General features: G+C 51.7%; 13 protein-coding genes. All 13 read right to left on the bottom strand.

Going from position 1 to position 16266, the window contains the following annotated elements; all coding sequences use genetic code 11:
* Window positions 1-271: 271 nt before the first annotated feature.
* The 13 genes from FOE74_RS21465 to FOE74_RS10160 all read right to left on the bottom strand — a co-directional run bounded on the left by FOE74_RS21465 (window position 272) and on the right by FOE74_RS10160 (window position 16108).
* On the bottom strand, window positions 272-949 hold the full coding sequence (locus FOE74_RS21465; RefSeq protein WP_225840781.1) for a polysaccharide deacetylase family protein: 678 nt from the start codon (window positions 947-949) through the stop codon (window positions 272-274).
* Between the two features lie 20 nt (window positions 950-969).
* On the bottom strand, window positions 970-2799 hold the full coding sequence (locus FOE74_RS10215) for a glycoside hydrolase family 9 protein (RefSeq protein ID WP_225840765.1): 1830 nt from the start codon (window positions 2797-2799) through the stop codon (window positions 970-972).
* 159 nt (window positions 2800-2958) lie between these two features.
* Window positions 2959-4065, bottom strand: coding sequence for a signal peptidase I (gene lepB / locus FOE74_RS10210; RefSeq protein WP_149098496.1), 1107 nt, complete (start codon window positions 4063-4065; stop codon window positions 2959-2961).
* 10 nt (window positions 4066-4075) lie between these two features.
* Window positions 4076-4792 carry a 4-hydroxy-tetrahydrodipicolinate reductase gene (gene dapB / locus FOE74_RS10205; protein WP_149098495.1) on the bottom strand — a complete coding sequence of 239 codons (717 nt, stop codon included), beginning with the start codon at window positions 4790-4792 and terminating at the stop codon, window positions 4076-4078.
* A 4-nt stretch (window positions 4793-4796) separates the two neighbouring features.
* Window positions 4797-5456, bottom strand: a complete 660-nt coding sequence (locus FOE74_RS10200; RefSeq protein ID WP_149098494.1) for a DUF5683 domain-containing protein — start codon at window positions 5454-5456, stop codon at window positions 4797-4799.
* A 1-nt stretch (window position 5457) separates the two neighbouring features.
* Complete coding sequence (locus FOE74_RS10195; RefSeq protein WP_149098493.1) at window positions 5458-6378, bottom strand: ParB/RepB/Spo0J family partition protein; 921 nt, start codon at window positions 6376-6378, stop codon at window positions 5458-5460.
* A gap of 23 nt (window positions 6379-6401) precedes the next feature.
* Window positions 6402-7181: a ParA family protein gene (locus FOE74_RS10190; RefSeq protein ID WP_149098492.1), complete on the bottom strand. Its 780-nt coding sequence runs from the start codon at window positions 7179-7181 to the stop codon at window positions 6402-6404.
* Between the two features lie 8 nt (window positions 7182-7189).
* Window positions 7190-7870, bottom strand: coding sequence for a metal-dependent hydrolase (locus FOE74_RS10185; protein ID WP_149098491.1), 681 nt, complete (start codon window positions 7868-7870; stop codon window positions 7190-7192).
* Window positions 7871-8541: 671 nt separating this feature from the next.
* Complete coding sequence (yidC, locus tag FOE74_RS10180; RefSeq protein ID WP_149098490.1) at window positions 8542-10362, bottom strand: membrane protein insertase YidC; 1821 nt, start codon at window positions 10360-10362, stop codon at window positions 8542-8544.
* Between the two features lie 15 nt (window positions 10363-10377).
* A complete protein-coding gene (locus FOE74_RS10175; RefSeq protein ID WP_149098489.1) occupies window positions 10378-12000 on the bottom strand; it encodes a CTP synthase in 1623 nt (540 codons plus the stop codon).
* 240 nt (window positions 12001-12240) lie between these two features.
* On the bottom strand, window positions 12241-13722 hold the full coding sequence (locus FOE74_RS10170) for a glycogen-binding domain-containing protein (protein WP_188686574.1): 1482 nt from the start codon (window positions 13720-13722) through the stop codon (window positions 12241-12243).
* Entirely contained in the window at window positions 13719-14750 is a 1032-nt protein-coding gene (locus tag FOE74_RS10165) for an aspartyl protease family protein (RefSeq protein ID WP_149098487.1), read from the bottom strand. The genes FOE74_RS10170 and FOE74_RS10165 overlap by 4 nt, the downstream gene beginning before the upstream one ends.
* A gap of 185 nt (window positions 14751-14935) precedes the next feature.
* On the bottom strand, window positions 14936-16108 hold the full coding sequence (locus FOE74_RS10160; protein ID WP_192576605.1) for a hypothetical protein: 1173 nt from the start codon (window positions 16106-16108) through the stop codon (window positions 14936-14938).
* Between the last annotated feature and the right edge of the window lie 158 nt (window positions 16109-16266).

Below are 16266 nucleotides of genomic sequence, written 5' to 3'. Positions count from 1 at the left end.
TTTGGTGCCTAAAGGAAGGTTCCTTGTCTCCCCATTTTGAATATTTTTTTCAGAATAGATCCTTAAAACCCGCCTCCTTGGTTGGTGATCACACTAACTAAGGAGGCGGGTTTTCTATGCTTTGTTTTCCTAAAAAGGGTCCTTAATTCGTTGAGCCTTTGAGGAAGGAGAAACCATCTTAAAATGGAAACCGAGGGGGAGACGAACAGCCCACCAAATCCTTATTCATCGGTTTTAGCAGCCTTTTTTGAAAACAAGTCTTAAAACGAAACTACTGGATGACCTCCTGCAAAGGAGCCATTTGATATCCGCGGCGGGTTAGTTCCTGGAGCAGTTCGTCTAGCCGGTGGTAGAATTTGTCGGTGCGGGCTGGGTCTGTGCCGAGGTGCAGTAACAGCAAATACCCATTCAGCCCGTGTGGGTCCTTTTGTTCCTGGTTAAGGATGGAAGTGTATATAAACTCACTGGTACGGTACTGTTTGCCTAGGCTGGGATAGGTATAGTCTGCGTGGGAGAGGGTACCCGGCGTGTAGTTGATCAGGGTGAACCCCGTCTCCTGGCACCAGTCCGCAATTTGCTGGTTATACCACTCATACGGGGGCAGGAAGAAAGGAGCGGCTTCCCTCTTAATCCCGAATTTGGCCATCTCCGCATAATTGGCCAGCAAGTCTGTAGTGAATGTTTCCTTAGTTACCAATAAGGAGTCTCTCTTGCCCCAGTCATTGTACAGCAGGTGCCGGTCTGAATGGGCGCCCAGGAAGTGGCCTTCCTTTTTCAGCCCTTTGATGACCTTGGCAAAAGCAGGGTTCCGGTAGAAATCGCCCGTCAGGAAAAAGGAGGCTTTGACGTTGTTCTTCCGCAGCGCCTTCCGGATAGTGGGGTAGCCATCCGCAAATTCATGGCCTGTGAAGAGAAGAGCAAGTTTCTTTTCCGCTGTGTCCCCTCTAATGATAGCTCCCTGAAAGGTGGTTACTTTTTTTTTACCACGCTGCCTTTCGTGCGCCCTTCCATCTGCAAGGCAGAAAACAAAAAGCTAAGGCTGGCGGTGCCGTCCATGGTAGGTTCATTGGTGGAATAGTCGCCGTGGTCATCATGGTACACCGCCAAAGAAGATTGAAAGGGAGCGAATTCATCAGGAGCGTCCAGTTTCAACCCCTTGAGGTTGCTGTAAATACTGTTGTAGACAGGGCCGTCTACCAAGCCACCATCCAGGCGGTACCCCTTCAGCAGGGAAAGGGAAGAATGAGGATTCTCAGGCGTTTCTCCTTTGCGGGGCAGCCCAATGATCATGCTGGTGCCCCACGGGTTAGTTCCTAAAAGCCAGTCGCGTAAAGAAGCCTCCATCTGGTTGAAGCGAAGGTCGCCGGTGAGCTGCCGGTACAGCATGGCCTGCGTGGCCAGTCCCGCCACCAGGTTGTTAGAGCACCAGATAAAAGGAACACCCATGAGAAAGGCGTTTCCCTGGCCGCGTTGCTGAACCGCCTCTAAACCCGCCCGTAGATTCTGCAAAAACTCTTTACGGGTGCCTTCCTCACCAGCGGAAGCCAGGTAGTAGTGGCCTAAATTGATGAACGGGTACCACTGATAATGCCGGGCAGTGTCTTTCCCCAACCAGGGAGTGAGCGGCTCCATTCTTCCGTATGTGGCGGCTTGGTTTAAAAAGAGCTTCTGGCCTGTAAGCCGCGAGAGCTGCACGGCGGCCAATTCCATATCATCGGCCCAATTGTCTTCCTCATAGAAATAAGGCGCCCGCCCGGGAGCCGTTTGACTGACACCTGGCCTTGCCGCCCCAAAGTCATAGGCTTGCTGGGCCTTGGTCTGAAGTTCTTTGGCAAAGGCCGGGTCTAGTTTAGCCAGGACCTGGGCTCCCAGGCTAAACGCCGAGGAGAATTTGCCCGCAGTGGAGGCCACGCCGGTGGAGCGGTTCTGGTAGTTGAAAGAGCCCTGGGGTTGGCCAGTGACAACATATACCGGGCGCCCCTTGCCTGGGCCCTTGCCATAGTCCACCAGGTCATGGTTGGGCAGCCGGTACCCGGCGTGGTCCCGGTCATCCGCTATCTGGTTGAACATGAGGTCTGCTTTGGGATACATTTTCAGGAGCCAGTCCAGGCCCCATTTGGCCTCATCCAATATGTCTGGAATACCATTGGCACCTGGCAAGCCGTTGGCCTTGAATTCATCGCCAAACGCCCCTGGGTTCTGCTGGTAGGCGAACAGCAGCTGAAAGGTAGCGTTGGCCGAGGTAGTCACATATTGCAGATAATCAGAGGCATCATGCCAGCCCCCAGTGGCGTCAATAAAGGTTGAATCCACTTTTTTGTCTGGGTGAAACACCACAAACCCGTCTTTGGTATGGCAGGAGTCTTTCAGGAAAGGGTTAAAGCCGCACCGCTGCTGGCGCATGTACCGAAGCAGGAAATCCGCAGTCTGGTCATATACCTTAGGCCCGATGGAAAAGCTGGGGGAACGGGTGTCGTTTACCTTCAGGTAATAGGAGCCGGGTTTGCTGACTTGGGAGAAATCCAGCCGGTACGTTGAGGTAAAGGCAGCATAGGCGCCGTATCCCGTGACTTTGGTGCTTTTCAGAACCCTTTTATGGGTTTGGGCGTCATGCAGGGTAAAGGAGGTAATGGGTTGGTCCTGCTTGGAAGCTAATACCGCTACTTTGATGGAATGCGGCAGATACCCCAGCTGGTTTACCCTGATCCAGGAGGAGGGGGAGGATTCTGTAGCCCCTTGCGCTTGGGCCACCTGGGAGAACAAGAGGAAAGAAATGAGTAACAGCAGGAGAAATCGCATGGCAGTGGGGCTTAATCAACAACCAATATAGTGCAAAATACGCTTTACCAAAAAAGGAGCATCAAAAAGGGCGACTACTTATGTAGCCGCCCTTTTTGATGCTCCTTTTTTTCTGTTTAAGGCCTATTTTCCTAAAAAGGAGTCCTAAACCAGAGGTGCTTATTCAATGCCTTTGAAAATGCGGCTCCACCGAATTTTGTTGAACAGGGTCTCAGTTGGATCCGCTGACATCCAGATCAGCACCGCTTTTCCCACCACGTGGTCTTCCGGTACGAAACCCCAAAAGCGGGAATCTTCTGAGTTATGGCGGTTGTCTCCCATCATCCAGTAGTAGTTTTGTTTGAAGGTGTACTCTTTGATCTCCTGGCCGTTGATGAGGATCTTGTCATCAGAGACAGCTACCTCGTTTTCTTTGAAGCCTTCGTATTTCCGGATGGCCATTTCATAGAAAGGAATGGTTTGAGGCGTGATGTTTACCGTCATGCCTTCTTTGGGAATGACGAAAGGCCCGAAGTTGTCTTTGTTGTAGGGGTACATGGACGGCTTGAAAGGGAAAACCTCGGCCCTCACTGATCCTATGCTGTCTTTGTACAACACTACCTCCTTGATGAAATCATAACCTTTCAGCTTTTCAGCCATGGCAGGCGTGGTGTTTACCACGTAGCCAATACCGCCGTAGGCCGCCTGCACATCGGTGATGTCGTTCTCTTTGAAAAACTTGTCGTTGATGGGCGTAGTGGTCAGGAGGCCGTAGGCGTACTGCACTTTTTCCGGTTCCGGCATCAACTTGTCATTGATGTACACTTGCATGTCGCGCATCTCAATCTTGTCACCGGCAATGCCAATGCAGCGTTTGATGTAGTTCATGCGCAGGTCTGTGGGGTGCTGGGTGTCAGCGGGCCAGTTGAACACCACCACGTCATCGTTCTTCACGGTGGTGAAACCGGGCAAGCGATACGACTTGAGCTGAATGGCATCTGAATAGGAGGGAATGTTGGTTCCCCAGATGGTCTGGTGGGTCAACGGCACCTGCAAGGGGGTAATGGGGGTGCGGGGCCCATAATGCAATTTGCTCACGAAGAGGTAATCCCCCACCAGCAAGGTCTTCTCCATGGAAGGGGTAGGAATGGTATACGCCTCAAAAGTAGCCCACCGGATCAACGTAGCCGCTACTACGGCAAAGAGAATGGCGTCTCCCCATTCTCTGAAAAAGCCTTTCTTCTGTTTGGGCTTGGTTTCTTTCTTAGTCCAAAAACGGATGCTCATGCAATCAAGTTTAGAGTTGTAGCAGGTCGTTCATGCCAAATATGCCCGTCCGGCCCGGAAGCCATTCCGCCGCCAACAGGGCACCAGAGGCAAACCCTTCTCTGCTGTGGGCAATGTGGTGTAATTCAAAGGTATCGTTTTCTGAGGTGTATTGCACAATGTGGGTTCCTACAACTTCACCTTCGCGCTCAGAAATCACGCCTAATAGCTCTGGAGCCACCGTGACTTCATTGACCCAACCCTGTTTCTGCGGAAAATGCTTTAGAATACCGTCTGCTATGGAGAGGGCGGTGCCGCTGGGTTTGTCCAACTTGTGCACGTGGTGGATCTCCTTCACCTGCACGCCATATTCAGGGTACTGCTGCATTTTCTGGGCCACGTACTCATTGAAATGGAAAAACAGGTTCACGCCCACACTGAAGTTGGAGGCATAGAAAAGGGTGCCTTGCAACTCCTGGCATTTTTCTTCTATCTGCGGCAGGTGCTGCAACCAGCCGGTGGTACCCACCACTACCGGAATTTTGTTCTTAATACAGGTCAGGATATTACCAAGGGCCGCGTGAGGGGAAGTGAATTCTATGGCGACGTCTACCTGGTCTGAGGTGAAAGAGGCTAATCTGCCTGCCTCTTCTACGGTAAGGGCTCCTACAATCTCATGGCCTTTGGCCAGGGCCAGGCGCTCAATGGTTTGTCCCATTTTGCCGTACCCAATGAGTAATATGCGCATAATGTTATTTCAGGTTCAATTGGAGAGACAGGCCTGCTGAATAGGAGGGGGTGCCGCGCAGCGGTTGTAGGTTTGGTTTCAATTCAAGTGAAAGGTCTTCACTTACGTCAAAGGCCCTTAAGTGTGCATCTACGTGCGCTTCCATGATGTTCAGACCCCAGGCCAGTACACCTAGAATGATATCCAAATCGCGGTATTTACGATGGAAGTCTCTAAATCTTCGAAGGTTGATGGTTCCTTGATTATTGGCTAAGCCTTCTGCAAAGCCATACGTATTAGAATAAGGATCTATGGTGTTTGGGTTTCCATCAAGCCTGATCCGCAGCGCTGAGGCATAATCCTGGTACTTCCGGTTGTTGTCATAGATGAAGTACCCAATAACTGCTCCGGTGGCGTAAACCAGAGGGATTTTCCAGTAACTCTTGTTATAGGCCTGTCCCAAGCCCGGCACCACGGCTGAATAAAAGGCAGCTTGGGCCGGCTTGCTCCATCTCCCTATCGCTTCCTTCACATTCTTGGGCTTGGGAAGTTCTAAGGTATCTGTTTGGGCCTTAGCTCCGGAGACCACGACAGAATCTGGACCGGCCGTAACCACCTGCGCGGTGCCGGTGCTGCTGCAAAAAGAAAAACCAACAAACAGGAACAGGGCCGCGAACTGCCGCATGTTAGGCGTAATTTAAGATTTCCAGGATACGGTTCAGCTCGTCTACTGACACAAACGGGATCTTGATTTCCCCTTTGCCCTCAGGAGAGGCCTTCACGTGTATGCGGGTGCCAAAGTAAGAGGAAAGCCGTGACTCTACCCGCTTCACTTCGTTCTCTAACGGGTGAAGGTCTAGTTTAGTCTGTGGGTCTGGCTTTTTGTTCTGCAGGTTGATGTTGCGCACCAGTTCCTCCACCTTGCGTACCGACAGCTCCTCGTTCACGATCTTGCGGTACACCTCCAGCTGTTTCTCCACGTCATCAATGTTGATGATGGCGCGGGCGTGGCCCATGGAAATAAGGTTGTCCCGGATCCCGATCTGGATATCTGGGGGCAATTTAAGCAGCCGCAGGTAATTGGTGACCGTGGTGCGTTTCTTACCCACGCGCTCGCCCAGTTCTTCCTGTTTCAGGTCACATTCAGATAAAAGGCGCTGGTAACTGAGGGCAATCTCTATGGCGTTGAGGTTTTCACGCTGGATGTTCTCAATCAAGGCCATTTCCAGCATCTGCTGGTCATTGGCTTTTCTGATATAGGCCGGTATGGTATCAAGGCCCGCTAATTTAGCAGCCTGATAACGGCGCTCACCAGAGATCAATTGATACGCGTCGGCACTTAGCTGGCGTACCGTGATGGGCTGGATAATGCCCTGGATGCGGATAGACTCAGCCAATTCTTCCAGTGCCACCTGATCAAAGTGGGTACGCGGCTGGAAAGGGTTGGTCTCAATCTGGGTTAAGCTTATATCTGCGATTGTATTGACGGCGGTTAAGGTGGGGGTGGGAGAAACTGTTTCGGGCTTGCGGTCATAGCTGCCCGTAATCAAGGCATTGAGGCCTCTTCCAAGGCCACTTGGTTTTTTCTTGGCTGAATTATCAGACATGTAGATGATTTAAGCTAAAGGTACTATTGGACAACGGCTACCCCGTTTTTCTCCACAATCTCGCGCGCCAGGTTCAGGTAACTGATGGCTCCCTTGCTTTCCGCGTCATGGAGAATAACCGGTACTCCAAAACTTGGAGATTCACTCAACTTCACGTTCCGGGGAATGATGGTGTCAAACACCATCTGCTGGAAGTGCATCTTCACTTCCTCCACCACCTGGTTAGACAGGCGCAGACGAACGTCATACATGGTCAGCAGCAGGCCCTCAATCTCCAGGTCTGGGTTCAGGCGCGACTGGATAATCTTGATGGTGTTCAGTAGCTTGCCAAGGCCTTCCAGGGCAAAGTACTCGCACTGCACCGGAATGATCACTGAGTCTGCGGCCGTCAGGGAGTTCACCGTGATGAGGCCCAAAGAAGGAGAGCAGTCAATGATGATGAAGTCATACTTCTCCTTGAGGGGCACCAGCACCTGCTTCATCTTGTCTTCGCGGTTAGGCAGGTTGATCATCTCTACCTCAGCCCCCACCAAGTCAATGTGCGAGGGGATCAGGTCCAGGAAATCAATGGGCGAGGACATGATGATGTCTTCGGTCTTCACCCCGTCTACCATGCACTCGTAGATGCTGTTCTCAATGTCTTTCGGGTCAAACCCTATGCCAGAGGTGGCATTGGCCTGCGGGTCAGCATCTACCAACAGGGTCTTATATTCTAAAGCGGCTAAGCTGGCTGCCAGGTTAATGGCCGAAGTGGTTTTCCCTACTCCACCTTTCTGGTTGGCAACGGCAATTATCTTTCCCATTCTACAGGTTACAGTTCTATGGTTTGACCAATCTCCATCAAAATCAACTCCTTCTGCTGGCGCCGGGCTAGTTCCAGGGCCTCCACATGATCAATTTCTATGTACGGGAAGGTGTCATAATGCATCCCGATGATTTTTTTCGTGTTTACGTAATTAGCGGCCACTAACGCATCTTCCACATCCATGGTGAAGTTGTCACCAATGGGCAGAAGCGCGAAATCCAGGTGGTAGCGCTCGCCAATCAATTTCATGTCCAGGTGCAGGGCGGTGTCTCCGGCGTAATAGAACGTCTTGTCTGCGCTCTGGATCACGAAGCCGGCAGCACTTCCCGCATAAGACCCGTCTGGCAAAGAGCTGGAGTGAATAGCATTCACCATCTTCACCGTGCCGAAGGGCAGATGCACCTTGCCACCGGTGTTCATGGAGTGAACGTTCTCAATACCCTTTTTCTGATACCAGGTCACAATCTCAAACGTGGCCACCAGGGTAGCCCCGGTTTTCTTGAGCAGGTACTCGGCATCTGCCACGTGGTCTGCATGCCCGTGCGACAACAGGATATAGTCACAGGAAATGCTGTCTATATCAATTTCTGAGGCTAAAGGGTTAGGAGAAATGAAAGGGTCCAGCAGCACGTTGGTTCCTCCCATCTCGAAGAGAAAACAAGATTGTCCGTAATAAGTAATTTTCATCTTTCTTTTGCCAAGGTGTCGTTTCACAAGGAAATACAGCATCCGCTTCTACAAAGATAAGGGAATTTGAAGAGACTTTTAACCCCGACTTATTAACAGTTTGCAGTTATTTATCCCCAATTCAGCCTGAAATCCGGCTTTGTCAGCTTCTTGAACAGGGTAAAGCTAGAAGCCTGGTATTTATCGTTTTAGGTGGCGGTAAGGGTAGCAGGTAAATAGCCTGTTCTTTCCGCTGGGCCGCCGCTCTGGCAGACCCTAAGGGATCCCTGCCGGGGAGCGAAAGAACGGGTAAAACAAAACGAGAAAGCCTTCCTATTTCTGGAGGTGCTTCCCCAGAAAAGGGCTTCAATTGATCTAAAAATAAAGTGGAGGCCCAGCACGGGAGGCCGTTTTTTGCGTCATTTCCATAATGGAGGACCAAAACGCGAAGAGCCGCTGGAGGCTGGATCGATCCCTCCGCTCCCTTAGGGGACCAAGAATGTTTTAGGCTTGTTTTGAAGGAAACGTAGCTAAAACAGGAACTGATTAAAAGCAAGCCCTTGCCGTAATCATTAGTGGAAGGGTGGTAGTGTAACTGTCTGAGGGTTAGCACGTTTTGGAAAAACGATAAGAAAGTAGATAAACAAAAAAAGCCCGGATATACCGGGCTTTTTTACTGTGGTTTTTGAGGCTTACTTGGTGCCTTTCTTGCGTTTGGCCTCTTGTTCGGCGGCTGCTTTCATGGCTTCCTGGAGGCGCTTCTGGAAGCCTCCTTTCGGCTCTTTGCCTTTGTTCTTCTCCTGGTACTCTTCCAGGTTCTGGCGGATCTTGTTCTCGTCTACAAAGTACCTGATCAAGGCCTGCTGCCCGAAGGTGACAATGTTGGACACGAAGTAGTAGAAGCTAAGACCTGCCGGGAAACTGTTCAGCACGAACATGAAGATCACGGGCATCAGGTACGAATAGAACTTCATAGGCCCCTGGATGGTGCTCACCTGGTTGTTAGACCACGTGTACAGAATGGTAGAGGCCGTCATGAGCAGGGTGAACATACTCACGTGGTTTCCATAGAACGGGATGGTGAACGGCAGCATGGCGAACACATCATACGTGCTCAGGTCATGTGCCCACAGGAACGGCTCCTGGCGTAGTTCAATGGAGTTAGGGAAGAAGTTGAACATGGCAAACAAGATGGGCATCTGCAGCAGCATAGGAATACAGCCGCTCATCGGGTTCACGCCCATCTTCGAGTACAACGACATGGTCTCAGCCTGCGTCTTCTGCATGTCACCCTCGTTCTTCTCCTTGATCACGTCAATCTCCGGCTTCAAGACCTTCATCTTGGCCATGGAGATGTATGACTTATAGGTAAGCGGGCTTAAGATCAGCTTGATGTACAACACCAGCAAGATGATGATGATGCCATAGGAAGGCACAAAGTCTTCCAGGAAATCAAATGCCGGGATGATAAGGAGCTTGTTCACCCAGGCGAAGATTCCCCAACCCAGTTCCAGGTTCCGGTCAAAGCCTTCGGTCACGTTCTTGAGCACGTCATAGTCGTTGGGCCCGAAGAAGTACGTGAACTGCGCCTTTCCCGTAAGGGCGTCAGAAACCGGAATGGAAAGCCTGGACTTCAGGTTCTTTACCTGGCTGGTATCAGCCTCCGTGAATGAGCTGCTTACCTGCGCGTCAGAGAACGTGTTCTGGGCAATGATGGCGGCCGTAAAGAAGTTCTGCTTGTTGGCCACCCACTTCACAGGCTCTTCAAGTTTTTCCGACTCAGGATCGGTAGAAGAGGCGGAGAGGTAGTCAAAATCCCCGTCAGCGGTGTAGTAGTTTACAGTAGAGTGGTTGCGGTTCTGCTTGATATCCCTTTCCAGTCGCTTCAATTCATCCGTCCAGGTAAGGACAACGGGCTGCTGGGCCACCACAGCCTCCATTCCTCTGAAGTTCAGCGCGTAGCCTACCTCATAAGAATCATCTTGCAGGGTATACACCTGCTCAATGGTTTGGCCCGGGGCCACCTGTGCGGTATACGTGATGCTTCTGGCTGGTTTTTTATTTACCGTCAGGTTCTTCACCTCAGATGGCTGGAAAAACAGGTCAGAAAGGCGGATGCTGCGCCCGTTCTTGGTCTGGAACGAGAATTCCTGCTGGCTCGTCTCCTTGTCAAACAAGATCAGCGGCTTCTTGTCCCAGGTTTTGTAGTTCTTCAGTTCTACTTCCTCCACTTTTCCGCCCTGGCTTCCTAAGGAAACCCGCAGTACCTGGTTTTCCAGAACGGTGGTTTGGTTCTGGCCTGTCGCCAAAGCCCCAAACTCTCCTAGTTGCGCCACACGCTGAGCGTTAGCCAGGGAATCATCTGGGGTGGTGGGAGTGGCCTTGGTGGCGGCAGTAGTGGTTTTGTTCGCTTTCTGCACCGGTTGTTGCACCGGCTCCTTCATGAAGAAAATACTGTATACCAGTATGATCACGGCAATCAGGCCCATGCCTATTGCGGAATTTTTATCCATAAGAGATACTAATTGTTATTTGTTTTTATTTTTTGATTGGGTGATGGCTGCTTTGATAAAGCGAACGAACAGCGGGTGGGGGGTAAGCACGGTGCTCTTTAACTCTGGGTGGTACTGGGCAGCTACAAACCATGGGTGGTTCTGCAGTTCAATCACCTCTACCAGCCCGGTGTCTGGGTTGATGCCCGAAGCCACCATGCCAGCTTCTTCAAAAGCTTTCAGGTACTGGTTGTTGAATTCATAGCGGTGACGGTGACGCTCCAAAATGTGGCTCTTGCCATAGGCCTGGAAAGCTTTGGAGCCTTTTTTAAGGTCGCAGACATAAGAGCCCAACCGCATGGTGCCGCCTTTCTCGGTCACGCTCTTCTGCTCTTCCATCATATCAATAACCGGATGGGGGGTAGAAGGATTCATCTCCGTGGAGGCCGCGTCTTTCAAGCCCAGCACGTTGCGGGCGAACTCAACCGCAGCGCACTGCATACCCAGGCAAATCCCGAAGAACGGGATCTTGCTTTCCCGCACGTACCTGATGGCCTCCAGCTTGCCTTCAAAGCCGCGTTCCCCAAAACCGGGGGCTACCAGCACTCCGTCCATGCCTTCCAGGTGCATGTGCACGTTCTCAGGGGAGATGAATTCAGACTGGATCGTTTTCAGGTGCACCTTGCACTCATTGGCCGCACCCGCGTGGATGAACGACTCAATAATGGATTTATAGGCATCTGGCAGTTCCACGTATTTCCCTACCAGGGCAATGTTTATTTCTTCGGTGGGGTTCTTGAGACGGCCCAAAAACTCTTTCCAGGAGTCCAGGTTGATTTCCTGGCGGCTGGTGAGCTTGAGTTTCTTCATGACGCGCTCATCCAGTTTCTCCTTCTTCATGTGAAGCGGCACGTCATAGATGGTTTCGGCATCCAATGACTCAATGACTGAGTTGGTGGCCACGTTGCAGAACAAGGCGATCTTCTTCCGCATTTCTGCGGGAATAGGATATTCTGAGCGGCACACCAAGATGTCTGGCTGTACGCCGGCCTCAGACAAGGCTTTCACCGAGTGCTGGGTTGGCTTGGTTTTAAGTTCGCCGGCGGCTTTCAGGTAAGGGAGCAGGGTAAGGTGAATCACCACCGAGTCACTGGGGTTGAGGTCCCAGCGCAGCTGCCGCACGGCTTCAATGAACGGCAGAGACTCAATATCACCTACGCAACCACCAATCTCGGTGATGACCACGTCAAATTCTCCAGTCTCTCCCAAGGCCAGCATGCGGCGCTTGATCTCATCTGTGATGTGGGGAACCACTTGCACGGTTTTCCCCAGGTAGGCGCCTTTGCGTTCCTGGGTGATCACGTTGTGGTAGATTCGGCCGGTGGTTACGTTGTTAGCCTGAGAGGTAGGAACGTTCAGGAAACGCTCGTAGTGACCAAGGTCTAGGTCGGTCTCAGCGCCGTCATCCGTGACGTAGCACTCGCCGTGCTCATACGGGTTTAGGGTACCCGGGTCAATGTTGATGTAAGGGTCGAATTTCTGGATGGTTACAGAGAAGCCTCTCGCTTGCAGAAGTTTAGCCAATGAAGCAGAAATGATGCCTTTTCCAAGTGAGGAAGTCACGCCCCCCGTAACGAAAATGTATTTAGCAGAAGCCATAAGTAGTATTTGTCTTATGGACTGCAAAGTTACTCTAAATAAATTAGAACGGGGCGGAAAATGTTTTCATTGTCCTACTCTTGGGCCATAAAAGCTGCCTAAGACGGGCTTTTTTACCTATTCTTGAAAAAGAGACACTAAACGAGAGGCGGTTAGGGAGCGGCCCCGCCGAGAACCCAGACAGATAAAATTTTAGGTTGGCCTTCTGGTTAAAGGACCTCCTGAGAGCCTTAGGGAAAACTACTGGTTCTCTACCCAGATAATGGAATTACCGGTGTTGTACTCGTTCTGTTCCCAGAGTTTGTTGCTGGGGTCAATGATCCACTCGCCGTCCACGAAGAACTTGTAGCGGTTCTTTCCCACGGGCAGGTGCACCTGGAAAACCCAGTCCTCGCCCTCGCGGGTCATGCGCAGGGCGGTGGGGTCCCAGTTGTTGAAGTCGCCGGCCACATAGGCTGCCTTGGCCTTGCCGTGGTTTTTCAGGCGGAAGGTGTGGTTGGGCGAGACGATCAGGAAGGAATTGCCGGTTCCTTCAGGGTTACCTACTTTGAGGGGGTTGGCCGGGTCCAGAACCCACTTCCCGTCTACCTTGAACTTATAGGCATAGTTGCCGGGGCCAATGGTGTAGGGCAGTTCCCATCCGGTGGGCGTTTTCTTCATGCGCAGCTCAAAATCGCGCCAGTGGTTGAAATCCCCCGCCAAAAATACTTCTTGGGCGTTAGGAAACCCGTCTAGCCGGAACACCCGCGGGGTGCCTAGGCGCAACAACGAGTTATAGCCTCCGTGTCCGTCGGGCACGGTCTCAGGGTTAACGGTGTCATGGTACCACTGCCCGTCTACTATGAACTTATAAATATGGGTGCCCTGGGCCAGGAACAAGGGCAGTTCCCAGCCGCGGGAGGTCTTGACCAGAGGCAAATCCCGTTCGCGCCAGTTATTGAAAGAACCGGCTAGAAACACTCGTTTGGCGTTCTGGAAGGAAGGAAGTCTGAAAAGCGTGTTGGTTTTGAAAAAGACCGAGTTAACGTTGCCAGAACCGTCATTCTCTCGCAGCTGGTTGTCTGGGTCCACCACCCAATTCCCGTCTACCACAAACTTATACCAGTGCTTGCCGGGAACTAGAGCCACCCGGGCAATCCAGCCGCTGTCGGTTCTGGTCATGGCGTGTTGGGCCGGTGCCCAAGCGTTGAAGCTCCCTGCCAGAAACACTTGCCTGGCCTGAGAGGCGTTGCGGAGGTAGAAGGTTACCACCGAGTCTTTCTCCGGGAAGGCGTTCTTGTTCCGGAACCGGTTGTACCCGTAGGTGATCCCGCGGTTGATGGCCGGGAAGAGGGAGGAGCTTTGGTTTTCCTTCCCCGCCAGAATCATTCTGTCTAAGGGGTTGTTCACGCTCCCCACCGGCATCAAAGGTTTGCTGAACATCGTCTGGCCGCTGTTGGTCTGTTCCACGCGCCACCCCTGTTGATGCAGCGAATCGGCGGAACGAGTCTGGAAAAACTGGTGGAAGCCCAGGCCTTTGAGGTTGAACTGTTCCAAAAAAGTGTCCAGCGCCGCCGGGCTCATTCCTTTGCCCAGCTCAATCAGCATCTTGCCGTCTTTGATGGTGTATTTCTTAACCGGGTCCTGGCCGTTCACCGGCAGTTGGAACCAAAGCAGGATGAACAGGGAAACCCGGCAGAGGCGGAGAAGCCGGGACCAAGAAGAAAATATATGCCTGTTCACTTCCATAAGTATAATTCGCGCCTCACAAAATTAAAGCCAATTTTATTGTTATTCACCGCCAGGAAGTCAAAGCCCAAGACGCCGTTGATACACCCGTTATACGAAAAACAGGTGTTTTCCAGATTAGTGACCAAAACCGGCAGCGAGGGAATGTCCTGTCTGCCAAACCGGATGCCTTTCAAATCGCCCCGCAAGGCCTCTACCTTTTTGTTACCAGTGCCCGTGAGCAAGACCCGCCCTGTTACCTCCACCTTCTCCAGGATCTTGTCAGGCAGACGGCTGTCTAGGAGGCTGGTCTCGGCGCCGCAATCAATGATAAACTCCATTTTCTTGCCGGCCAGCGCAGTTCGGGCAATGATGCGGTTGTCTTTGAGGTCAATGGGAATGGTATGATACGCCGAGGTGTCTTGTAGCTGCCGGCTTCTATAGGTGTTCTCTTCTTTCCGGCCAATCTTGTGCAGGTAGATGAGGCTGCGTTCATAGTCAATGATCATCTCGCATTGCCGGAAGAGCTCCATGCCCAGGAGCCCCAGGATCTTTACCCCTTTGGTGTTCTCCAAGTGCCCCAAAGGAACCAAGTCTGCCTTAGCCCTCACGTACCGCAGGGTTCCAAACGAAAAGTCTTTGACAACGGTCTTCACCACCTCTGATCCGGTTCCCGTGACACTGGTGCGTTGGGCGTTGGGGTCCCTTATTTTAGGGTAATCCCGGAAGTAGGTGATGTTCAGCACCAGGTTTTGGGCGCCCGTGTCCAGGATAAAGGTTCCCTGGGTGGTGTCAGCGCGGGCTTGGAGCAGGATCAAGTTGCCCGCCCGGGTAAAAGGCAAAACGCAGGAAGTAGAGTCATTGCCCGCCAAGAAAGCGGCAAGCGACATGGAAACGGGGCTGGTCTTGAGTAAAGGAAGCGATCGCTTAGGACGGGCCGCCTTTTTCCCTTTGGGGGTTACGCCCAAGGCAGTCTCTCCGCTTGCCAGCAGGACCAGAACCAGGAAGACCCTTACCAGGGAAAGCCGAAGGCAAAATGACATGGAGACAACCTTATATAATATAGACTCCTTTTTTTGATTACAGGTGCGGTAATGGGGCAAAGGCCGAAAAGTAATTTCCCTCTGTTACTGAGCTTTCCACTTCCTTGTCTGTTTTTCTTCCGTTTCTAAGATAACAGCAGGGAAAAACAGCCCTTCCCCTAAGATCGTTTTCACGCCGAAGACCCCTATTGGGTAGTCATTGCCTGATTTCTTTTTTTCAGCACATAGCCCACGCCCATGGAGAAGATCTTGTCGGCTTTGGGCGAAATCCCATAATTTTCTACACTCACTGATACTTTGTATTGACGGACATAAGCACCGGCGCCCAGGTGGAGAAACGGCAGGTAATCAAACCGCTCAAGATTTCTGATAAAGGACACCTGCGGAGTTATGCCAAGGTTCAGGAAGGGAGAAAACGCCGCCTTTGGTACCTGGCGTAAATTGACCTGGACCGCAAAAGGAATCCTTAGGAAGTAGGCCTGGTCTTTTTCCGTTACCTGCTCCCGTTTATGGAAAGACCCGTCATAGGAGATGATTTCCTGCTGGCGCTCGTAATTCATCAGCAGGAAATTGATTCCAAGCCGGGAACTGATCCGTTGGCTTAAGTCTGGCTTTGTTACGTCCCAGAAAAAACCCGCCCAATAGCCATTGGTGTTCCTGAAAGGGATATCTGATGCGGTATACAACATGGCGTATCCCATTTCCGGCCCTTTTTTCACTTGCGAGGCGACCGTGTAATGGTGTTCTACGCTGGGCGAAGCTGGATCAAGGCAGGTGTTGTATTTCTGAAGAAGCTGTACCAGCGGGGCATCTTGGAAGGGCACGGTAGCGAGGACAGAGGCCGGAATAGCCGGGCAATCTTTCAGGAGAAACGTGAGCATGCCCAAATATCTTTTGTCTACGCCTCTTCCGTTGGCAGCCGTGAGTTCATATTGGGCCAGAGTGAAGAAAGAGGTGTCTTTTTTGACAACGTATACGTGCGTGTTATCTGTCAGGAAGGAGGCAGATTGCTCATGCTCCTGCAGCTGTAATTTGTACAGGCTGGTGTGGCCAGAAACCAATTTTTTTGCAAAGCGGGTCACTTTATCGGCTGGAGCAAGGGCGCGGATCATTACCTTGACCCGGGCAAAATGGAGGCCGCTGCCTTCAAACCCAAATCCTTCCAGTTCCTCGGGGCCAAAATAACGTGCCACTCCGGAAACCTCGTCTTTAAAATGGATCCCCAGACTCAGCTTTATCTCATCTGAGCGTTCTATGAATCCCTTGACTGTGTCATTGCCGGACTTAAGGAGGTAACCGGGTTCAAAAAGGCTGCCCTGGGCTCTCAGATTGAAGTGAATTCCAAGAAAAAGCAGCAAAAATAGGAAACGTGGGCTCATGTAGCAGAGGCAGGGACAGGGATTACCGCCAGTTTAACCAAAGGGGTTCGCTTTCCCTTGCTGGCTTTTAAAGCTAGTACTTTTCCTTGAATTTTCACCTTTTCATTATGGCCTCCTAGCTGATCTTCCTCCCGCTG

This window comes from Rufibacter glacialis, assembly GCF_008271745.1.
Taxonomy (GTDB): domain Bacteria; phylum Bacteroidota; class Bacteroidia; order Cytophagales; family Hymenobacteraceae; genus Nibribacter; species Nibribacter glacialis.
Note: the sequence above shows the minus strand (reverse complement) of the source record. Positions and strands in the feature narration are given on the sequence as shown.